Below are 20,951 nucleotides of genomic sequence, written 5' to 3' on the forward strand. Positions count from 1 at the left end.
TATTTTGAAGCGGCTGTACGATTGCAATCTCTGAAGAGAACGGTCGGGTTGCGGGCTGATAGGTTTCGAGGAAAATGCAACGAAAACACTATAAAAAACTGCTGCGGAGCGCTTTGCGCTTTACTTCTTCCACAGCAGAGGCAGAGGATCTGGTTCAGGATGCCCTGCTAATAGCGGTCGAGCATGATCGATTCGACCTGACCCAGCCGTCGAACCAATCGTGGTTGCGTGGCGTTATACGCAAGCAGGGTGCAATGAAGGTTCGCTCCGCCATTCGTCGTCGCAGGCGTGAAGACTATTTCGCGCAAATCCTGGCGACGCCGGATTGCCAAATCCAGCATTCAACTCTCCACGAGTTTGTCACAGGTTTGCCGCGATCACTGAGGCAGACCGTCCTCCTGCTGGTATCGCTACACTCGAAGGACGAAATCTCTTGGTTGCTTGGGCTAAGTGACACGGCTTTCCGCAAGCGGATTAGCGATATCCGACGACTATGGCGATTGAACTCAGCTGATAAGTTACAACCCGCCGTCGGCCTTACGGGTGACCTTGCCTATGGCATTATTCGACAGTCATTACTTGCTCGCATGAGGCAACCTGGCAATACGCAAAGGACCCTGGGCACACACGATCCAGATGGGCATCTGATTCAAATTTCCTCACAAATCAAACTCATGCGGCAACCAATAAAGTCGTAAACTTGAAACAAGGGAAACTTCAATGTTCGCAAACGTCCGCATCGGCAACATTTGCTACTACGTCAAAGACATCACAAGAACCGAGGCATTCTATCGTGACACCCTGGGACTGGAAGTGACCAATATGGGAGACGATGGCTCTGGAAACGACTGGCTACTTGCAACCACGTCAAATGGTCCTGATCTCATTTTCTTCAAGAACGAAAGCAGACCTGGAAATTCACCGATCATAGTTTTTGATCTCGCCGAAGGCGGCATTGACGCGGCAATCAACTCGCTCATCGAGAACGGCACAACCATTGTCACACCCGTGAGCCATGCGCCTGGCGGCTGGTCAGCAGAATTTGAAGATCCAGATGGACATGTCATTTCCATGTACCAATCGGAAGATACCCCACGCTAGACTAGCGTGCGAACAAGGCAAAGTGAGCGCTAGCGCAAAACATTTTCTCTGTTGTCTACTCGATACGTCCCAGCGAATTTCGTCCATGACCTGGATCGGCATCAGCGACGGATAAGGTTCGTTGGGATCGCTAAACCACAGCCGCAGAACTCCCATCGCGCCAGAACATTATGATGGTCGATCTAAGCTCGGCACAAGTTTCGTGGCAACTCGCAAAGTTGGGCAAGACTTGTTGTTGGCATTTTTCGCGTGCGTCTTTCGACGCTTGATGGCATCAGAACCACGAGTTTCCGATGCGCGAAAGGTGGTGCAAGTTCTTGTTCGAACGGATCGCGATGCTGGTTGCCTTTCCCACCCATATTGAAGTGATTGCACTTCTCTTGCGCCAAATACCCTGTCGTATCGCGGTTATCAACGCAATTACCCCCTTGAATTAAAGCTAACTTCAACTTGTAGAAAGGAGTCGTGAATTCAGCGAAGGGACGCTTAGATGACCCATACACAAACTTCGACGTCATACAAAAAATCTACCGTTGACAATGCAAGCTGGCGCGAGTGGGCCGGTTTGGCCGTTCTCACTCTACCGACACTGATACTGGCCATGGACATGACGGTATTGCATCTTGCAGTGCCTACGATTAGTGCGTCGCTTGAACCTTCCGGTACTCAGTTGCTCTGGATTGTAGATATATACGGGTTCATGATCGCGGGCTTCCTGATCATCATGGGCAATATCGGAGATTGGATTGGTCGACGGCAGTTGCTTCTCCTAGGTACAATGGCTTTTGCCGTAACCTCGATAATTGCAGCCTATGCACCCAATGCCGAGTTACTGATCGCTGCAAGGGCCGTTCTTGGCGTCGCCGGGGCTTGCCTGATGCCGTCGACCCTTTCCCTGGTCCGCAACATGTTCAAGAATTCCACAGAACGGACAAAAGCCGTCTCGATCTGGATGATGAGTTTCATGGTAGGGACCGTGATTGGTCCCCTGGTCGGCGGTCTGATGCTTGAATGGTTCTGGTGGGGGGCGGTGTTTCTGCTGGCCGTGCCATTTATGGTGGTCATCCTGGTTCTTGGGCCGAAGCTGTTACCGGAGTATCGGAACGAACGGAAGGGTGGCCTGGATCTGCTTTCTTCGGCTCTGGCCATTTCCGCCATCCTCTTGATCGTCTTCGCACTCAAAGAAGCCACCAGGGAAGGGTTGGCGTGGCCCGTGGTCATTGCAGGTGCTGTCGGGTTTGGCATCGGAACGGTCTTTATGTTTCGCCAGAAGCATCTTGAAGAGCCGTTGCTCGATCTAGACCTTTTCCGATATCAAGGTTTCTCGGCAGCGCTTGTTTCGCTGACCCTTGCGATTTTCTCGATCGGAGGGTTAATGTTCCTAGTATATCAGTATTTGCAATGGGTTATAGGGCTGTCACCGCTAGAGGCCGGGCTCTGGCTGTTGCCCTCAACCCTAGCCGGCCCGTTCGTTTCATTTGCGGTTCCCACGTTCGCACAGCGCGTGGCTCCCAATCGTCTCATCAGTTTGTGTCTCGCCCTCGGGGCGGCCAGTCTTGCCACACTTGTGTTGATCGGATCGCTGCACGAGCTTGCCGTCATCGTCGTCGGAATGACGCTTCTAAGTGCCGGACTTGCTCCCGTAACCATATTGGGAACAGACCTGATCATCAGCGCTGCACCTGCCGAACAAGCCGGGGTTGCGTCGGCCACCTCGGAAACCGGTACCGAACTCGGCATGGCTCTAGGAGTTGCCGTGTTCGGAAGTCTGGCAGCAATGATCTACAGTTCGGGCTTGGAAAAGGCAGTCAGTGAGGAGGTTCCCATTGAACTCAGCACACGTGCGTCGGAAACCCTTGGGGCGGCGATTGCCATTGCGCAGTCGGTCGAAACAAATTTGGCGTCGGAGTTAGTCGAAGTGGCACGGCAGTCATTTGCGTATGCATTTCAGGTATCTGCGGTTATCGCCGCTGCGATCCTGGGTGTAACCTGTGTTGTGGCACTACGATTTCTACCTAGCGAGTGTAGAGCAGAAACCGAACAGGTCGACGCGAGCGGATCAAATCCTGACACTTGAAGATTATCAACCCTCACACGCAATTTCTAGCCGCCGGACGCGTCGTCGGAGATCCAGGCGCGCGGTCCGGCACCTTTCTCCGCAAACCGATCTCCAGGATTTATGATCTTGCAATCTTTCAAGGAAAGACAACCGCATCCAATGCAACCGGCCAAGCCAGATTTCAATTGCTCCAACTGTGCAATCTGTGCCTCGACGCGTTCGGTCCACTTTCCCGTCAGCTTTTCCCAGTCCTTGCCCGTTGGAACATGATCTGTGGGCAGTTTGTCGAGTTCTGCCTTGATCTCCTCGAGCCGCATTCCAAGTCGTTGCGCAAAAACAATGAAGGCTAAACGGCGGAGAACGTACCGTGGGAAACGCCTGTGTCCAGAATTTCGTCGTTCGGAACTTATGAGGCCCTTCTGCTCATAATAGCGCAGTGCAGAAGCGGCCAACCCGCTTCGACGAGCTATCTGTTGAATCGAGAGCGTCGTTTCCATTAAACGAAATGTAGAGTTCCAGAATTGAAGTTCAATATCACTTCATGTTTGCAAAAGGCCTGTGATCCTGATTTCGTCCGGAAGACTCAAGCCCGCCCAGGGGCACGTTGGGTCGCACTGCAACACCCTGAACGGAGCAAGCTTGTAAGCGAGGAAATTCGAGGAAGCAGCGCATGACACTTCGCTGAATGAACTCGGATCCGCGTTTCCGCTCAATGCTCTGATGCCACCTCACAGAAGACGTGCAAACAACTTTCTTAGCTCATGGTTTTCTGCCCGAAGCAGCGACTTCAACATCGCTGTCAGTGGATGATTTTACGCCACCAGCTCAGCCAGTACATCGGGGGGTGTCGCTTGGGACGTGACGCTGTCTGGCTGCCATTTTTGTTTCTCGTCGTCAGAACCTTCAAACGAAGAGGCGCAACCCGCAGCCGTGCGATCGATTTCGTCCTGACCCTGGTTTGTCTGAGGCTCTACAGTAGTTTGTGGCAACGCCTACATTATACGCGGCACAGGCGGCGGGGACTGAGGCTGCTTTGCACTCTACGGCGTTGAGCTTCACCGGAGCTGCAGCAGTTACGCGCCTTGATTTCGCTGTTCAAAGTCTGAAACAAAAGTAGCGGTTCACTCCACGTTGTGTGTGGTTCTCAACCAATCTGCCGGTTAAGCTTGCCTGCATCCGCGCAGATCTGCGGATACTCATTTGGCGCAACGGGAGCCTGGTGACTATGAAGTGTCTTCTCGCCGTTCTGACAAGTCTTCTTCTGTCCTTCATGGCGTCATCGTCTGCCGAGGCTGCACAGAAGGTGGCACTGATCATCGGCAACTCGCACTACCTAAATGTTAGTCCTCTCGACAATCCGGTCCGCGATGCCGATTTGGCGGGCCGAACGTTTTCAGCCCTCGGTTTCGAGAGTCAGGTGGTTCTGGATGCCAACACGGAGAGTCTGCGGCAAGCCCTTCGAAATTTCCAAACAGCTTCGAAAGGGGCGGAGGTCGCTGCCATCTTCTTTGCGGGCCACGGGGTACAGGCGGGCAACGTAAACTACCTGCTGGCAACAGACACGGGCGCCGAAAACAAGGCAACTTTCGAGAACACTGCCGTACGAATGGAAGAATTTCTGGCCGCTTATGCGCAGAGCGCGAAGGTCAAGCTGCTCATTGTCGATGCTTGTCGCGACAACCCGTTTGCTTCCACTCGTTCGCTCGAAAAGATCTTTGATCCCAGCGCGAAGGGGTTGTCCCGGGTCAACCATCAGCTTCAGGATCTGATGGTGATCTACTCCGCTCAGCCGAACCACCGGGCATATGACGGCGAGGGCAATAACAGCCCGTTTATGGAAGCTTTCTCTTCTGTTTTGACAGCCAAAGAAAACGTGCAGTTGAGCGATGCACTGATCGACATTACCAATTTTGTGCGCACCAAAACGGCGAACAAGCAGCTGCCCTATACCGAAGGCACGCTGTCCGTTCACGTGCAACTTACCCTGGAGCAGCCTCTGGAAAAGGCCTCGGAAGAGGATGTGTGCCCGGCAACAGGAAAGGTGATCGCTCTAGAACGTGTCGATGACTATCTGGAATTCGACACTGGACCAGAAAGCCTGATCATCAATGATGCGGGTAAGCCGGTATTGGAAGTCTGCCTTCGCGAAGGGGCAATCCTGGTTCACGGAAGTTACGACGAGATCTTCTCTGCCGCGGACCTCCGAAACTCGGAAAACGAGGGCTCCGGCTATTACTTCAAGACGCAGGAGGGCAAAGACGCCCACTTGTGGCTTTACGCCGATCCGGACGACCCAAATGCCGCGGCTCAGGTCGGGGTGTATGTAGGTGACCAAGAGGTCACCTGGATTACTACCGGCTGGGTATTCTGATCAGTTACTCGCAATAGATGGCGACGCGGGGGCGCACGCCCTAGCTCATATCGACCTGGTCGGATATCGAAAGACACCCGACCAGGCCATTTTGTTGCAATGAATGCACGGAACCATCGACCGCTAATAATGTCTTAACAATATGTAAATAATAACAACTAACCCTACGGAAATAAACTGACTGACAGTTGAGACCCCCAAGTCTTCGCGCGCTCCTTGAATTCTCGATAAGTCATTATTGAAAAATAACAAATCTGACATTTCTCTCATTTTTTAGATTTTAATCCTGGTATTGCAACGCGTTTAATTTTCAAAAAATGATTTAGATAAAATGTTTTACATATAAAGTTAATAATAAATAAAAACTGAAACACACCGAACATCAATTGTACCTTGAAATAAAAACTCGTAATTTTGACAAATTTATACATTCACGAAGTTACGGTAATATATTTAGGCACCTTTGATCATGTGTACTAGAACTGCAGCGTGCTCTTAAGATATTCGCCTGACAATCGAGCACGCTGCTTTTTCATTCCGAAACAGTTTCCAAGCGACACCCCACAAAAAATAGTTTGTGGGGTACAAAAGATGGTACGCTTACCCCACAGAGAAAATTATGTGGGGTAAATATGTCCATGAGCTATCATAGCTCAATCGGCGTTGCAGCTTGGACTGACCTGCGACGATCTTTGATTGACCGTGCTGTTTCAGACCTCCGAGGAGTGCCTCGATCGAAAATCATCGGCAAGAAAACCTACTGGTATGACCACTTTCGCATCGGCAACAAAACTGTCGATCGTTACATCGGAGAAGACACCCCCGAGCTGCGCAACCGATTGAATCGGCAAACTGAAATCGCGGATGCTGCCAAGCAGGCAAATCTCGAGCGAGCCAGGTTGATGCGTGTGCTGCGAGCCGAAGGGTATCTCTTCGCGGATGTAGGCTCCGGTCAGGTTGTCTCGGCAATGGCGAAAGCCGGTGTCTTTCGGCTGGGAGGTACGATCGTCGGCACGCATGCCTTTCGCTGTTATGAAGGAGAGCTTGGCGTCCGGATTGGTTTCGATCAATCGGCAACAACAGACGATATCGACATCGCGAGTCTTGAGCGCTTGTCCCTGGCTCTCGCCGATACAGCCGAACCGCCGTTGCAAGAGGTCTTTTCCGAACTTCAATTCGATCCGCTGCCAACGCTTGAGAGCGGCAAAACCTGGCGTTGGCGGCAGTCAAATCGCCAAACGTTGGTAGAATTCCTGACACCTTCATTTGAAGAGGACGAGGGCATCCGCGATCTTCCCGCCCTTGGGGTCAACGCTCAAAGTCTGCATTTTCTCAATTACCTGATTGCCGACCCAATTCGAGTACCCTTTCTGTATAGATCCGGAGTGTTGGTGCAAATCCCGAAGCCGGAACGCTTTGCAGTTCACAAGCTGATTGTCGCTGACCGAAGACAAGGCGGACCGGACGCGCTCAAAGCACACAAGGACCGCGCACAGGCGGCATTTCTAATCGAAGCCTTGAGCGAAACCAGACCCGACGATCTGGTCGAAGCGTACCAGCTGGCGATTGAATCCGGTTCAGCGTGGAGAACAAGGATCTTGGCGAGTCTGCAGCGAATGCCAACCACAGCCAAATTGCTTCAGTCAATGCAATGAGTTCGTACACTTGCAGGTTCAATCCCGGAACGCCGGTAATCACGTGGCCGAAGGCAGTTGTGCCAACGAACGAATTGCCGACGTTTCTTTGACGGATTTGTCACGGCACCTCCTTGTGCAGGTAGGACCAGTAGACCCGAACATCAGATCGATTGCGTATGGTGGAGCTTCAGTTGTTTGCCGGATCCGTTTCAGCCTCGAACGCCAGAATACCAACCCGTACACAGGCCCAGGCTGTCGGCAACAAGATCACCGCATTTAGAATGGCAAATGGGACCAGCGAAAGCCTGAAATACCCAGCCAACGCCCATAGAATTAGGAATGCGAAGGTGAGGAGTAGCGTGTCGACCAGAACGACTGCTGACACAAAGCCAAACATAGTGCCAAAGGTGATCAACCGTTCCGGTTGCTCACCCTCATTGTCTTCAATTTGAGAGGACATGATTACCATCCAGGAGATATCTGAAATCTAGCGAGAAGGATTTCCTACTTCGCTAAAGTTCAGCATTCGATCGGTCGCCGACCGTCTAAGCTTTCAGATAATTCGCTTCTGACCACGCTTCTATTAGACTAAAAAAAGAATTTCTGCGTCATCTTCGGTCAAACATTTGACTTTATTTGCGAGAGCAAGTCGTTTCCTCTAGCTTGTTTTTTCTGACGGAAGTAGGTTGGCGGTTAGTGCAGAGGTTTTTCTTAATCAGCCACTTGCAAAGCCGTATTATCCGTCCCACGTCCTTTCAGCGCGATTTGAGCGCGCCCTGCACGATTATCCAGCCCTTCTCCGTGCTTGGTGCCAGTTATTGGCGCTGGTGGAATTAAAATCATGAACCCGTTGCTGACGGAAGTGATGGATCATCCCAATCGGCACCAAGCGGAGGTGAACGTGAGCCCTAGTGACATCGTTACAAACTACTCTCTTTTACAAGATGGCAGATAAGGGCCGGCAGCGGACTGGCGGGTTTTGGTTCTGAGTTGCGCAACATCGACCATCCTGTGACTTGAAACCTGATGTTGATTTCGGCCCGCCGGCATCCTTCAGGGCTCCTGTGTAGAAAGTTTGCTTTCTGCGTTTTCGCGACTGGCTGAAAACCTCAAGTCTTGACCCGTTCCATTTTCGGATCGTAGAGAGGAGCGAGCGTAACGTCGGCCTGTACCCGCTCCGTGCCGACTTCAAGTTCATAGTCGGCGGAAAGGACGTGGTCTCTCGTGACGCCCTCGGGATGCCGGACGTAACCAATCCCGATGCTTTTGCCGAGTGTATGGCCAAACCCGCCTGAACTCAGCCAGCCGCACCGTTTTCCGTTCCGGTAGATCGTTTCCCGGCCTGACAGAATAACATCGCCGTCGGTGGTGAAGGTTGCGAGCATTTTCTTCAAGCCGTTCTCACGCTGTGCTTGTACAGCGCTGCGGCCCTTGAAGTCGGTATCAGTCTTCATCTTGACGGCCCAGCCAAGCCCGGCTTCGTCCGGCGTGTGGTCCGGCCCGATATCCGCACCCCAGGCGCGATACCCCTTTTCGAGACGCAGCGTTTCGATCGCCCGATAGCCGGCATTGCGCAGGTTAAAATGGTTCCCGGCTGCGTGCAGGGCATCATAAACCGTTTGCGCAAATTCGGTTGGAAGATGCAGCTCCCAGCCGAGCTCGCCGACATAGGTGATGCGAAGTGCGAGAACTGGACAGCCGGAAATCCCGATCCTGTGCGCCCGGCCGAAGGGAAATGCCTCGTTGCCAACGTCTGCCCGGGTACAGGCAGAAAGAATGTCGCGTGCCCTCGGCCCGAACAGCGACAGAACCGCATTTGATGACGTGACATCGACAAGCTGTGCGTTCAGACCTTTGGGAATGTTCCGCCTTATCCAGTCGAAGTCATGCGTGGCAAAGCCTGTTCCGGTGACAATGTAATATTCGTCGAGAGCCGTGCGCACGCAGGTTAGGTCACACTCGATGCCACCACGCTCATTCAGCATTTGCGTATAAATGATGGACCCGACCGGTTTGTCGACGCGGTTGGCGGCGATCCAGCTCAGCGCAGCCTCGGCATCTCCCCCCTTCAGGATAAACTTTGCGAAAGACGTCTGGTCGAAGAGGGCTGCGGTCTCGCGAGCTGCCATGTGTTCCCGGCCGACCGGACCGTGCCAGTTCGGCCGCTTGAAGGTGTAGATGTCACGCGCCTCTTCGCCAGCTTCGGCGAACCAGTTCGGCCGTTCCCAGCCAAGCTTTTCGCCGAAGACCGCGCCGGCCGATTTCAGCCGGTCATAGAGCGGCGAACGGCGGCAGGGTCGACCGCTGTCGTGCTCTTCCGAGGGCCAGGCGATCGTGTAGTGCTTGCCATAGGCCTCCAGCGTGCGGGTTCGCACCCAGTCGGTGTCGGCATGCGGCCGTCCGAAGCGCCGGATGTCGACTGGCCAGAGGTCGTAAGGTGGCTCCCCCTTGGCGACCCATTCGGCCAGTGCCATTCCCGCTCCGCCACCAGCGGCAATACCGAAAGCGTTGAAACCAGCTCCGACGAAGACATTCGCCATTTCAGGGGCTTCGCCCAGAATGAAGCTGCCGTCCGGAGTGAAACTCTCCGGTCCGTTGAGTAACTGCCTGATGCCGACCCGCTCCAGGTCTGGCACACGCGGCAGCGACAACTCCATCAGTTGTTCGAAATGATCGAAATTGCTGTCCAGCAACTGATAATCGAACGGGTCCGGGACACCGTCGAGCGCCCAAGGAATTCCGTTGGGCTCGTACCCGCCCATGACAAGGCCGCCGACTTCTTCCTTGTAGTAGGTGAGCCTGTCCGGGTCGCGCAAGGTCGGCAGGTTGGAAGGCACGCCAAAGGCTTCCGTGATCATGTACTGGTGCTGGATCGACACAAGTGGCACCGTAACGCCGATTGTCGCGGCAAGTTCCCGGGTCCATTGCCCGCAGCACAGGACCAGCTTTTCGCACGCAATATTGCCCTGTGCGGTGCGGACGCCCGTCATCTTTCCGCGTTCGGTGAGGATCTCGAGAACCGGTGTGTTTTCGACAAGCTTTGCACCGCCAATCCATGCGCCCCTGGCGAGAGCCTGGGTGATGTCGGAAGGACTCGCCTGACCATCTGTCGGCAAAAAGGCGGCACCGACAATGTCGCTAATGTCCATCAGCGGCCATAGGTCCTGCGCTTCCTTCGGTGTCAGCAACTGCATGTCCAGACCGAAACTGTGCGCCGTGGTGGCCTGGCGCTTGACCTCGGTCCAGCGTTCTTCGTTGCAGGCGAGACGGAGGCCGCCATTCATTTTCCATCCGGTTGCCTGTCCGGTCTCTTCTTCCAGCCTGTCGTAAAGCGAGATCGAGTATCCCAGAAGCTGGGTGATATTGGCATTGGAACGGAGTTGACCGACCAGGCCCGCGGCGTGCCATGTGGATCCGGATGTCAGGGCCGCCTTTTCCAGAAGCAGAACTTCCAGCCCCATCTTCGCCAAATGATAGGCCGTAGCACAACCGACAATGCCGCCGCCAATAATGATGATCTTCGAAGATGAGGGAAGCGTCATGAGGGCCTTCACAATTCACGGAATTCGGAAAGAGCGGCATTCAGCCGGTCCGTGTTTTCGCGGGTATATGCGGAGTAGTTGAAGTCCAGATCCGAGTGGATCTCCGATGTCATCGACCAGAGGGATTCACGCATGAGGGAGGTGCATTTCATGGCCTTGTAGGCGCGCCATCGGGTTTCGGAGGGTGTTTCGAAATACTGCTCGAGCATCTTGCGTTCCTGCTCTTCGCTCAAGCCATTGTTGGAGGCGAGGCCGGCAAGATCGAAGAGCGGCGAATTGAAACCACCATATTCCCAATCGATCAGCCAAAGCCTTTTGCCGTCATCGAGCAGATTGGCGGCAAGCAGATCATTGTGGCCAACAACGAGCTCAACCGGTCCGACCGCCTTTTCAAGATCAGCCATCGTGTCCATCAGATCCGGTAGCAAGGCCGAATGGTCTGATCCATCGGCTTTCAGGCGCGCAGCATAGGTCCGGTTCACCTGGAACGGCCAGAAGGCAAGTACCGGTCCGGTCAGATGGTTTCCCAGATCCTGGTGAACTCTGGCAACCAGCTCGATGATTCTTGTCAGATTGTCCGAATCCCTGACATCGGCTTCCTCCATGGTTCTTGCCTCCACGAAGTCCAGCACCAGGGCACCGGGTTCCTGATAAAAAACCGCAGGCGAAACACCGGCCGTCTCGGCAGCCCTGCTGAGCGCCAGCTCGTTCCAGCGCATGACGCCGTGTTCGGGAATGTCGTCACCAAGGCGGACGACAAAACGGCGGCTGCCATCCCGAACCAGGAGATTGATATTGGTGATGCCACCGTCCAGCAGCGTTATGTCCTGAGGATCGGAAAAACAGGCAAGCGTCGCGGCGCGGGCAATCGCAGTTTCGGACATACATCAATTCCCTCAACCTTTCACACTGGCCTTATTGAGTTCGACCGCTGGCAATTGAAATGTCAATGGTCAATGGATGCGGATATCCTGGCCTTGATGTGCTCCCGTTAAACACCCTCGATTTGGGTTAGAGTTTTCCGCGACGAGTTTCCTGGCTGGGAAGGAGCGGAATTGATGAAGGCATCCAAGTTTTCGGATGCGCAGAAGGCGTTCATCGTCAAGCGCGGGAAAAGGGAGTTCCTGTTGCGGAGATCTGCCTTGAAGCCGGGATCAGCCAGGCGACCTATTTCAACTGGCGCAAGGACTGCAACGAACACAGACCTCACGGTGCCATCGGCTACAAGGTGCCGGTGGACCGGAGGAAATCAGAACACGCAGCCAGCCCGTGTTCCTGATTGGGTCCAGAAAACTCTCGCCCACCACAAGGGCATGTTGGGTAGCACGTCACTTCGAACAAACCGGGCCAGTAAAGGTCACCGGCTCTGTCGAGAGCATCACTTTTGATGCGGGCTACTTGACTATCGTCAAGAAGTTCCACGCTGCAAAGGCCGACAACGAACTCCAAGAGAAAACACACGACTTCTTGGAGCGCGTCTCGTGGGTCATCCCCGTCACATTTTTCTGTTCGCCTTCCTGAGCATTGCTGTTGCCCTGGGTCTGGTGGGAATCGCACCGGTCAAGGCAGACGATGCACTGGTTCAGCATTACCTCGACAAGGTAGCGCCGGGCGAACTCGTGCCGGGGGCCGAAACCTTCGGACAGTTGAAGAACGATGTTCCGGTCGTGCCTGCCCTGAAGGGCAAAGACACTCTCGGATGGGTTTACCTGACTTCGGATTTCGTCTCCACAACGGGCTATTCCGGCAAGCCGATCCACACACTGGTCGGGGTCGACAAGGACGCCGTCATCACGGGTGTCCGACTGGTCAAACACTCCGAACCGATTGTCCTGATCGGAATTCCGGACAAGAAAATCCGTGCGGTCACGGAAGGATATGCAGGTCTCGACCTGAAAGCGGAAGCCGCCAGCGGTGGCTCGGCACACGATCTCGACATCATTTCCGGAGCGACCGTGACCATCATGGTCATCGACGACTCCATCATCCGTTCGGGCCTGAAGGTTGCACGGACCCTGGGTCTGGGCGGCCTTGCCTCCGAAGTTGCGGAGAGTGGCCCGCAAAGGGAAGTCGATACCGGCAAGAAAGACATCAGTGACTGGATGACGTTGACCGGTGATGGCTCGGTACGGCGCCTCTCCCTGGATGTCGCGCAGATCAACGAATCCTTTGTGAGCCAGGGTGACAAACGTGCGGTCAAACGGCCCGAAAAAGGCCCGGAAACCGACACCTTCATCGACCTCTATCTCGCTCTTGCAGATGTACCGTCAATCGGCCTGTCGCTGTTGGGCGAAGCGGAATATGCCAACCTGATGGCACGGCTTGACGACGGCGACCACGCCATTCTTGTGGCCGGCCGGGGGCGCTATTCCTTCAAGGGGTCTGGTTATGTACGGGGCGGGATTTTCGACCGGATCCAGCTTATCCAGGACGATATCTCGGTTCGTTTCCATGATCGCCAGCACAACCGTGTCGGCACGATCGCCGCCGACGGTGCCCCGGCCTTTTCCGAAATGGACCTCTTCATCATTCCGGCGGACTCAGGTTTCGATCCTGCCAGGGAATTCCGGCTGCAGCTGCTCGTGCAGCGCCCGGTCGGGCCGATCGAAAAGGTGTTCCTGACGTTCGACCTCGGCTACCGGCTGCCCGACAGCTATCTGAAGGCCGTTGCACCGGCCGCAGCGCCTGTCGCAGCTTCAGGTCAATCCAGTGCAGCCGCCGCGGAAAAGGACACAGGTGTCCAGGCCCTCTGGAAACGGATCTGGAATGACCGCAAGACGGACGTTCTGATCCTTGGCGTTGCCATCGCCGTGCTCACGCTGGTGTTCTTCTTCCAGATGCAGGTAACCCGCAACGAGCGTTTCACCTTCTGGTTCCGCATCGGCTTTCTCACCTTCACGCTGGTCTGGCTTGGCTGGATGGAAAACGCCCAGTTGTCGGTGGTCAACGTGCTGGCCTTCTTCTCCGCCCTCACGAGCGACTTCAGCTGGGACGCCTTCCTGATGGATCCGCTGGTGTTCCTGCTGTGGTTCTCCGTGGCTGCCGCCCTTCTGTTCTGGGGACGCGGCGCCTATTGCGGCTGGCTGTGCCCCTTCGGCGCCCTGCAGGAGCTGACCAACCGTATCGCCAAGCTGTGCCGTATCCCGCAGATCGAAGTGCCCTGGGGTCTGCATGAGCGCCTGTGGCCGGTGAAATACATCATCTTCCTGGGGCTGTTCGGACTGTCGCTCTATTCACTCGATGTGGCCGAACACTATGCCGAGGTCGAACCCTTCAAGACGGCCATCATCCTCAAGTTCCAGCGCGCCTGGCCCTTCGTCCTGTTCGCGGTGGCCCTGCTGGCAGCCGGCCTGTTCATCGAGCGGTTCTACTGCCGGTATCTGTGCCCGCTCGGCGCGGCCCTCGCGATCCCGGCACGGCTGCGGATGTTCGACTGGCTGAAGCGGTACCGCGAGTGCGGCAACCCCTGCAATCGCTGCGCCAAGGAATGCATGGTCCAGGCCATTCATCCGGAAGGCCACATCAATCCCAACGAGTGCCTGAACTGCCTGCACTGCCAGGTTCTGTATCAGCACGACCAGAAATGTCCCGTTTGCATCAAGAAGCTCGCGAAAAGACGGCGGTTCGAGGTGCAGACCGGTCTCGTCAAGCCGGACACAAAAGCCAAGGCGGAAACGCCGGTGCCGGCCAAATAACCTTCAAAAGGCAACCTAAGGAGATCAGCCATGAAGGACACTCAAGAACAGCGCGGCGTATCCCGCCGGGATCTGTTGGGCGGATCAGCCAAGACCGCCATTGTCGCCGGAATGGGCGCAGTCGCCCTCAGCGGTGCAGACCTTGCATATGCGCAGGGAGATGGACAGAAGTTCGAACTCGCACCGGGTGAACTCGACGAGTACTACGGCTTCTGGTCGTCCGGCCAAAGCGGCGAGTTGCGCATTCTCGGTTTCCCGTCCATGCGCGAACTGATGCGTGTTCCCGTCTTCAACCGCTGCTCGGCAACCGGTTGGGGTCAGACCAACGAGTCCCTCAAGATCCTGACGGAAGGTCTGCTGCCGGAAACCAAGGCGTATCTCGCGGCGCAGGGCAAGGTCACCTATGACAATGGCGACCTGCACCATCCGCATATGTCCTTCACCGACGGCACCTATGACGGCCGTTACATCTTCGCCAACGACAAGGCGAACACGCGCGTGGCCCGCATCGATTGCACCACGATGAAGTGCGACAAGATCATCGAGATCCCGAACGCACACGACATCCACGGCATGCGGCCGCAGAAATATCCGCGCACGGGCTATGTCTTCGCAAATGGCGAGCATGAAGCCCCACTGGTCAACGACGGCAAGATCCTGGACGATCCGTCCCAGTATTCCTGCCTGTTCACCGCCATCGACGGTGACGAGATGAAGGTCGCCTGGCAGGTGATCGTATCGGGCAACCTCGACAACTGCGACGCCGACTACCAGGGCAAATACGCCTTTTCGACCAGCTACAACTCGGAAATGGGCATGAACCTTGCCGAAATGACCGAGAGCGAACTGGATCATTGCGTCGTCTTCAACATCAAGGCGATCGAGGAAGCCGTCGCTGCGGGCAACTACCGGGAACTCAACGGTGTGCCGATCGTAGATGGCCGGAAAGAAGCAAATTCCCAGTTCACCCGCTATATCCCGGTACCCAACAGCCCGCACGGCTGCAACGCGGCACCGGACAAGAAGCACATCGTCATCAACGGCAAGCTGTCACCCACCTGCACGGTGATCGACGTGACCAAGGTCGACGCGCTCTTCTCTGACAATGCCGATCCACGCTCGGCCGTTGTCGCCGAGCCGCAGCTTGGCCTTGGCCCGCTCCATACGGCTTTCGACGGCAAGGGCAATGCGTTCACCACCCTGTTCCTCGACAGCCAGATCGTGAAATGGAACGTCGACAAAGCCATCCGCGCCTATGCGGGCGAAGAAGTCGATCCGATCATCTCGAAGGTCGATGTGCATTATCAGCCGGGCCACAACTCCACATCCATGGGTGAAACCGCGGAAGCGGACGGCAAATGGCTGATCTCGATGAACAAGTTCTCCAAGGACCGGTTCCTGAATGTCGGTCCGCTGAAACCGGAGAACGAACAGCTCATCGACATTTCCACCGACGACATGAAAGTCGTTCACGACGGGCCGACGTTCGCCGAGCCGCATGACAGCATTATCGTGCACGCGTCGAAGCTAAATCCGGCAACTGTCTGGGATCGCAACCATCCCTGGTTTGACGATGCCAAGAAACAGGCGGCCGCCGACGGTGTCGAGCTGGAATATGCCGCGGACGTCATCCGCGACGGCAACAAGGTGCGTGTCTACATGCACTCGGTCGCGCCGACATTCAGCCTCGAGAAATTCACGGTAAAGCAGGGCGACGAAGTCACAATCTACGTCACCAACATCGATCATATCGATGACCTGACCCATGGCTTCTGCCTGTCCAACTATGGCATCGCCATGGAAGTCGGTCCGCAGGCGACCGCATCGGTCACCTTTGTTGCCGAACGCCCAGGCGTCCATTGGTACTATTGCCAGTGGTTCTGCCATGCGCTGCACATGGAAATGCGCGGCCGGATGTTCGTGGAACCGAGGAACGCCTGAGCCATGCACCGCGCCTTTTTCAAATCACTGGCACTTTCCACCGCTGCTGTGGCGAGCCTGACCGTCTGCGGTCCGCTACAGGCGGAAGAATGGCAGGTACCAGCCGAAAAGGGCGCCTTGCAGCAGGTTCTTCAACAAGCGCAGGCCGGGGACATTCTCCGGCTTGCACCCGGCAAGCATGAGGGCCCAGTGGTTCTCGACAAACCCTTGACGCTGAGTGGGGCGGGCAAGGCGGGCATTGCCGGAAACGGCACCGGCAGCGTCGTCACCATCAACGCACCGGACAGTGTCGTGGAAGGGCTGGAACTGACCGGCTCCGGCCTCTCGCAGGAAACGCTGGATGCAGGCGTCAAGCTGTCCAAGACCGCGCATCGCGCCATAGTTCGCGACAACCGGATCCTCGACAACCTGACAGGTGTCGATGTTCATGGTGCGCGCAACGCAACTGTGTCCAACAATCTCATCGAAGGCCGCCAGGACCTGCGCATGAACGAGCGTGGCAACGGTATCTACGTCTGGAACGCACCTGATCTTCTGGCGGAATACAACACGATCCGGTACGGCCGCGACGGCATCTTCGTCAACACCAGTCCCAAGGACACCTTCCGCAACAACCGGTTCGAAGACCTGCGTTTTGCCGTTCACTACATGCACGGCAACAATGGTGTCATCGAGAACAACGTTTCCGAAGGCAACGACATTGGCTACGCGCTGATGTTTTCAGACCGGCTGAAGGTACGCAACAACGTCTCGATCGGCGACCGCAATCACGGCCTCATGCTCAACTATGCCAATCACGCCGAGATTTCCGGCAACCAGGTCGAAGGCGGCGGCGAGAAGTGTCTGTTCATGTACAACGCCAACAAGAACACGGTGACAGACAACAGCTTCGAAGGCTGCCCCATCGGTGTTCACTTCACAGCGGGTTCTGCAAATAACGCCTTCAAGGGCAATGCCTTCATCGCCAACAAGACCCAGGTGAAATACGTCGGCAGCCGCCAGCTTGACTGGAGCACGGACGGGCGCGGCAACTACTGGAGCGACCACCCGGCCTTCGACATGAACGGTGACGGCATTGCCGACACCGCTTACCGGCCCAACGACATGGTCGACCAGGTCCTCTGGACCCAACCTTCCGCCAAGCTTCTGGTCGGCAGTCCGGCTGTTCAGCTGCTGCGGTGGACCCAATCTCAATTTCCGGCGCTGCTGCCAGGCGGCATCGTCGACAACGCCCCACTGATGCATCCGCCGGTGCGGGCGACACCGAATTCGGGAGTTCAAGGATGACCGAAACGTCCCTTTCTGCACCGACCCTCCGCGTGGACGGCGTCTGCAAGACCTTTTCCGGGCACAAGGCCGTCGATGACGTGTCTTTTTCCCTGAACGCAGGTGAACGGGTTGCCATGCTCGGGCACAACGGCGCCGGCAAGACCACATTGTTCAAGATCGTGCTCGGGTTCCTGAAGCGCGACCATGGAGACGTCGCCGTCATGGGAGCTGCCCCAGGCAGCCACGATGCCCGTGTCGGCACGGCCTATCTGCCGGAATCGGTCGCCTTTCCCGCCTCGCTCACCGGCAAGGAAGTGCTGACCTTCTACGCGAGACTGAAAGGCGAAAGCCCTGCCAGGGCCTTGCCGCTGCTCGAAAGGGTCGGTCTCGCGGAGGCTGCAAAACGACGAGTCGGCACCTATTCCAAGGGCATGCGTCAACGCCTTGGTCTTGCCCAGGCTCTTGTCGGGAGACCTCGGCTGATCCTGCTGGACGAACCGACGACAGGCCTTGATCCAATCTCCCGGCAGACGGTCTATGAACTGATCGGTGAAATCGCGGGACAGGGAACGACGGTGCTGCTGTCGTCTCACGCCCTTACCGAACTGGAAGCACGGACAGACCGGATCCTGATCCTGTCGAAAGGCCGGCTCGTCGCGGACGACATCCTGAGCCGCCTGCGGGCCCAGGCCGGGTTGCCGATCAGGCTCAAGGTCTGGACCAGGCCCGAGGATCTTGCCCATGTCTCCGAAAGCCTCGGCGGCGGGCAGATGAACGGACGTTCGGTCGAATTCAACTGCAACGCGGACGACAAGGTCAAGGCGCTTTCGGCAATCAGCGCGCTCGGCAACCTGGTTGAGGATGTCGATGTGCACGCGCCGAGCCTCGACGACGTCTACCGGTATTTTTCCAGCGCCGCTGGCAAGGGGGCCTGAACCATGTTCTCCAGAATCCTCACTGTAGCAGGACAAGAAATCCGCATTGGTATCCGCAACAGGTGGATCCTGCTTGCAGCCATGATCCTCGCCGTGTTCTCGCTGGCGCTTGCCCTGCTCGGCTCGGCACCAGCCGGAACGCTCGGCGTCGACCGCCTGACCATTACCGTTGCTTCTCTGGCCAGTCTGTCGGTCTATCTCGTGCCATTGATCGCCCTGCTGCTCGCATTCGACGCCATCTGCGGCGAGATCGAACGCGGCACACTGCTGATGACGCTGTCCTGCCCGATCTCCCGTGTCGAATTCCTGATCGGCAAGGCCGTCGGCCACACGCTGGTTCTGGCATTCGCACTGGTTGTCGGATACGGCCTGACGGCCGGATTGCTTGTGGCAGCAGGCTTCGGCTCCCTCTCGGGTCTTGCGGATTTTGCGCGCCTGATCGCAACCTCGATCCTGCTCGGCGTCTGCTTTCTCGCCACGGGCTACGTTCTGAGTTCACTGACACGCCAGTCGCGCACCGCGGCGGCGGCTTCGGTTGCCGTGTGGCTGATGCTGGTCGTCCTGTATGACCTTGCACTGCTTGGCGCGCTGGTCGCAAACCCAAGCGGTGTCTTTGCGTCCGACGTTTTCCCCTACGCCATCCTGCTCAACCCTGCCGACGCCTTTCGCCTGTTCAACCTGGCCGCCCTCGGCGCAAGTGATCTGGTGGGTGGCATGGCCGGTGTGGCGGACGCCCTGCCCTTCGATCCCTTGCTTGCCCTTGGCTCCCTGGCAGCATTTGCCGGCCTGACCATGGCTGGCTCCGCTCTTCTGATAAAAAGGATTGCGCCATGAAACGCGCGCTCATTTCCATCTTCATGCTCGGGTTCCTGGCTGCCTGCCAGGAAGAGGTTCAGATTGCCAGACCCGATGCCGTGCATCTGACACCGGAAGCGGCTGGTCACTACTGCCAGATGACCGTTCTGGAACATGACGGCCCCAAGGCCCAGATCCATCTGGCAGGAAATCCCAATCCGCTCTGGTTCACACAGGTGCGCGATGCGGTTGCCTTCCTGCGTTCTCCCGAAGAGCCGAAGGATATTGCTGCCGTTTATGTCAACGACATGGAGCGGGCAGAAAGCTGGACCCAACCAGGCACCGACAACTGGATCGATCTGGATGGCGCCTGGTTCGTCATCGGCAGCAACGTGGCAGGCGGCATGGGTGCACCGGAAGCAATTCCCTTTGGTACGCAGGCCGGAGCAGATGCCTTCGCACGGGACAACGAGGGCCGCGTCGTCCGCGCCGAAGACATCCCGACCGAGTACGTTCTGGGAGCCGTCGATGTGTCCGCCGCCACCTCGGTCCCCATGGCTGCAGAACACGGGGCTGCGCAATGACACATGCAACCATCAATCAACCACCCATGAACCGCAGGCGTTTCCTGCGGATCTGCGCCGCCGGTGTTACTGGCCTTGCTTTGCCGGCGGGTGCCGCAATGGCAGGTGGACAGGCCCAATTGCACCGCTGGCGCGGCATTGCGCTCGGGGCAGGCGCCGAGATCGATATCCTGCATGAAAGCGCAAGCGAAGCGAAACGTCTGTTCACCAGGGTGGAAGCGGAAATCCGCAGGCTGGAAGCGATCTTCAGTCTCTACCAACCGGACAGCGAGCTGGTCCGGCTGAATGCCAACGGACGGCTTTCGGCGCCTTCTCTGGAAATGGTCGATCTGCTCGGCCTGTGCGACAGGCTTCATGCCGCGACTGAAGGAGCCTTCGACCCGACCATTCAACCTTTGTGGGCCTATTACGCCAGGCAGGCGTCCGGCGACACCGGCGAGAATCTTGCGGCTGCCCGAAGTCGCACAGGCTTCGGACACGTCGTTTATGGCCCGGGCGAGATCCGCTTTGCGCAAAAAGGCATGTCCATGTCCTTCAACGGCATTGCCCAAGGCTACATCACGGACAGGGTGACGGCCCTGCTAGCCGCGGTGGGATGCACGAACATGGTGGTCGACCTCGGTGAGATCGTCACCAGAGGCGGGCCGGATGAAGAACCTGCTCTTGACGCAGGCGCTCACCATGGCTGGCCAGTGACCCTGCAGCCAGTGGCCGAACGCGCAGAGGCGAAGACCAGGATCAGATTGACGAACGCCGCAGTCGCCAGTTCCGCGCGGCTCGGAACGACCTTCGATCAGGCCGGCCGGCGCTCCCACATCATCGATCCGCGAACCGGCCTGCCGGTTGCGGGTGCAGTAGATGGCGCCAGCGTCATAGCTCCGGCCGCAGCTCTTGCCGATGGCCTGTCCACGGCCGCATTGGTGCTTGAAGAGAACCTCTTTGGCAGTGCCCTTACTGACTTTCCGGCAACCAGTGCCTTTGTTGTGCGCCGCGATGGTTCGACAGGGTGGCTGTCATCCTGA

At 56.7% G+C, this 20,951-nt stretch carries 16 protein-coding genes and 1 pseudogene; 13 read left to right on the top strand and 4 right to left on the bottom strand.

Annotation, left to right across the window (positions count from 1 at the left end; genetic code table 11):
- The first annotated feature begins 74 nt into the window (after positions 1 to 74).
- The 3 genes from FIV05_RS32095 (at position 75) to FIV05_RS30655 (ending at position 3,178) form a co-directional block, all read left to right on the top strand.
- A complete protein-coding gene (locus tag FIV05_RS32095) occupies positions 75 to 698 on the top strand; it encodes a sigma factor (protein ID WP_152512240.1) in 624 nt (207 codons plus the stop codon).
- Between the two features lie 22 nt (positions 699 to 720).
- On the top strand, positions 721 to 1,101 hold the full coding sequence (locus tag FIV05_RS30650; protein ID WP_152512239.1) for a VOC family protein: 381 nt from the start codon (positions 721 to 723) through the stop codon (positions 1,099 to 1,101).
- Between the two features lie 490 nt (positions 1,102 to 1,591).
- Complete coding sequence (locus tag FIV05_RS30655; protein WP_152512238.1) at positions 1,592 to 3,178, top strand: MFS transporter; 1,587 nt, start codon at positions 1,592 to 1,594, stop codon at positions 3,176 to 3,178.
- Between the two features lie 26 nt (positions 3,179 to 3,204).
- Here the strand turns inward: FIV05_RS30655 and soxR are convergent, their stop codons facing one another.
- Positions 3,205 to 3,657: a redox-sensitive transcriptional activator SoxR gene (soxR, locus tag FIV05_RS30660; protein WP_152512237.1), complete on the bottom strand. Its 453-nt coding sequence runs from the start codon at positions 3,655 to 3,657 to the stop codon at positions 3,205 to 3,207.
- A gap of 806 nt (positions 3,658 to 4,463) precedes the next feature.
- Between soxR and FIV05_RS30665 the strand changes: the two genes are divergently transcribed.
- Together FIV05_RS30665 and FIV05_RS30670 are read left to right on the top strand one after the other, a co-directional pair.
- Positions 4,464 to 5,531: a caspase family protein gene (locus tag FIV05_RS30665; RefSeq protein ID WP_173014019.1), complete on the top strand. Its 1,068-nt coding sequence runs from the start codon at positions 4,464 to 4,466 to the stop codon at positions 5,529 to 5,531.
- A gap of 632 nt (positions 5,532 to 6,163) precedes the next feature.
- On the top strand, positions 6,164 to 7,186 hold the full coding sequence (locus tag FIV05_RS30670; RefSeq protein WP_152512236.1) for a GSU2403 family nucleotidyltransferase fold protein: 1,023 nt from the start codon (positions 6,164 to 6,166) through the stop codon (positions 7,184 to 7,186).
- A gap of 169 nt (positions 7,187 to 7,355) precedes the next feature.
- Here the strand turns inward: FIV05_RS30670 and FIV05_RS30675 are convergent, their stop codons facing one another.
- From FIV05_RS30675 to FIV05_RS30685, 3 genes are all read right to left on the bottom strand, one after another.
- On the bottom strand, positions 7,356 to 7,628 hold the full coding sequence (locus FIV05_RS30675; RefSeq protein WP_152512235.1) for a hypothetical protein: 273 nt from the start codon (positions 7,626 to 7,628) through the stop codon (positions 7,356 to 7,358).
- A gap of 649 nt (positions 7,629 to 8,277) precedes the next feature.
- On the bottom strand, positions 8,278 to 10,710 hold the full coding sequence (locus FIV05_RS30680) for an FAD-dependent oxidoreductase (protein WP_152512234.1): 2,433 nt from the start codon (positions 10,708 to 10,710) through the stop codon (positions 8,278 to 8,280).
- Positions 10,711 to 10,718: 8 nt separating this feature from the next.
- Entirely contained in the window at positions 10,719 to 11,594 is an 876-nt protein-coding gene (locus FIV05_RS30685; RefSeq protein ID WP_055660831.1) for a phosphotransferase, read from the bottom strand.
- A gap of 174 nt (positions 11,595 to 11,768) precedes the next feature.
- On the opposite strand from FIV05_RS30685, the pseudogene FIV05_RS30690 reads away from it, so the two are divergent.
- The 8 genes and pseudogenes from FIV05_RS30690 to FIV05_RS30725 form a co-directional block, all read left to right on the top strand.
- Positions 11,769 to 11,896 (top strand): annotated as a pseudogene (locus tag FIV05_RS30690) (transposase); the annotation flags it as partial.
- A 295-nt stretch (positions 11,897 to 12,191) separates the two neighbouring features.
- A complete protein-coding gene (locus FIV05_RS30695) occupies positions 12,192 to 14,405 on the top strand; it encodes a NosR/NirI family protein (RefSeq protein WP_152512233.1) in 2,214 nt (737 codons plus the stop codon).
- Positions 14,406 to 14,435: 30 nt separating this feature from the next.
- On the top strand, positions 14,436 to 16,346 hold the full coding sequence (nosZ, locus tag FIV05_RS30700) for a TAT-dependent nitrous-oxide reductase (RefSeq protein ID WP_152512232.1): 1,911 nt from the start codon (positions 14,436 to 14,438) through the stop codon (positions 16,344 to 16,346).
- Positions 16,347 to 16,349: 3 nt separating this feature from the next.
- Positions 16,350 to 17,633, top strand: a complete 1,284-nt coding sequence (locus tag FIV05_RS30705; RefSeq protein WP_173014020.1) for a nitrous oxide reductase family maturation protein NosD — start codon at positions 16,350 to 16,352, stop codon at positions 17,631 to 17,633.
- The gene (locus FIV05_RS30710) at positions 17,630 to 18,550 is read left to right on the top strand and encodes an ABC transporter ATP-binding protein (protein ID WP_152512231.1); all 921 of its coding nucleotides are present in this window, start codon (positions 17,630 to 17,632) and stop codon (positions 18,548 to 18,550) included. Before FIV05_RS30705 ends, FIV05_RS30710 begins: the two co-directional genes overlap by 4 nt.
- A 3-nt stretch (positions 18,551 to 18,553) precedes the next feature.
- Complete coding sequence (locus FIV05_RS30715; RefSeq protein ID WP_152512230.1) at positions 18,554 to 19,384, top strand: ABC transporter permease subunit; 831 nt, start codon at positions 18,554 to 18,556, stop codon at positions 19,382 to 19,384.
- Complete coding sequence (locus FIV05_RS30720; RefSeq protein ID WP_152512229.1) at positions 19,381 to 19,929, top strand: nitrous oxide reductase accessory protein NosL; 549 nt, start codon at positions 19,381 to 19,383, stop codon at positions 19,927 to 19,929. Before FIV05_RS30715 ends, FIV05_RS30720 begins: the two co-directional genes overlap by 4 nt.
- On the top strand, positions 19,926 to 20,951 hold the full coding sequence (locus tag FIV05_RS30725) for an FAD:protein FMN transferase (protein WP_152512228.1): 1,026 nt from the start codon (positions 19,926 to 19,928) through the stop codon (positions 20,949 to 20,951). The genes FIV05_RS30720 and FIV05_RS30725 overlap by 4 nt, the downstream gene beginning before the upstream one ends.

Origin of the sequence: Labrenzia sp. THAF191a (genome assembly GCF_009363335.1) — a bacterium.
Taxonomy (GTDB): Bacteria; Pseudomonadota; Alphaproteobacteria; order Rhizobiales; family Stappiaceae; genus Roseibium; species Roseibium algicola.

Coding starts and splice junctions, on each gene's coding strand:
- FIV05_RS32095 (WP_152512240.1), top strand. CDS start 75: ATGCAACGAAAACACTATAAAAAACTGCTGCGGAGCGCTTTGCGCTTT.
- soxR (WP_152512237.1), bottom strand. CDS start 3,657: ATGGAAACGACGCTCTCGATTCAACAGATAGCTCGTCGAAGCGGGTTG.
- FIV05_RS30650 (WP_152512239.1), top strand. CDS start 721: ATGTTCGCAAACGTCCGCATCGGCAACATTTGCTACTACGTCAAAGAC.
- FIV05_RS30675 (WP_152512235.1), bottom strand. CDS start 7,628: ATGTCCTCTCAAATTGAAGACAATGAGGGTGAGCAACCGGAACGGTTG.
- FIV05_RS30685 (WP_055660831.1), bottom strand. CDS start 11,594: ATGTCCGAAACTGCGATTGCCCGCGCCGCGACGCTTGCCTGTTTTTCC.
- FIV05_RS30655 (WP_152512238.1), top strand. CDS start 1,592: ATGACCCATACACAAACTTCGACGTCATACAAAAAATCTACCGTTGAC.
- FIV05_RS30670 (WP_152512236.1), top strand. CDS start 6,164: ATGTCCATGAGCTATCATAGCTCAATCGGCGTTGCAGCTTGGACTGAC.
- FIV05_RS30720 (WP_152512229.1), top strand. CDS start 19,381: ATGAAACGCGCGCTCATTTCCATCTTCATGCTCGGGTTCCTGGCTGCC.
- FIV05_RS30725 (WP_152512228.1), top strand. CDS start 19,926: ATGACACATGCAACCATCAATCAACCACCCATGAACCGCAGGCGTTTC.
- FIV05_RS30705 (WP_173014020.1), top strand. CDS start 16,350: ATGCACCGCGCCTTTTTCAAATCACTGGCACTTTCCACCGCTGCTGTG.
- FIV05_RS30680 (WP_152512234.1), bottom strand. CDS start 10,710: ATGACGCTTCCCTCATCTTCGAAGATCATCATTATTGGCGGCGGCATT.
- nosZ (WP_152512232.1), top strand. CDS start 14,436: ATGAAGGACACTCAAGAACAGCGCGGCGTATCCCGCCGGGATCTGTTG.
- FIV05_RS30710 (WP_152512231.1), top strand. CDS start 17,630: ATGACCGAAACGTCCCTTTCTGCACCGACCCTCCGCGTGGACGGCGTC.
- FIV05_RS30715 (WP_152512230.1), top strand. CDS start 18,554: ATGTTCTCCAGAATCCTCACTGTAGCAGGACAAGAAATCCGCATTGGT.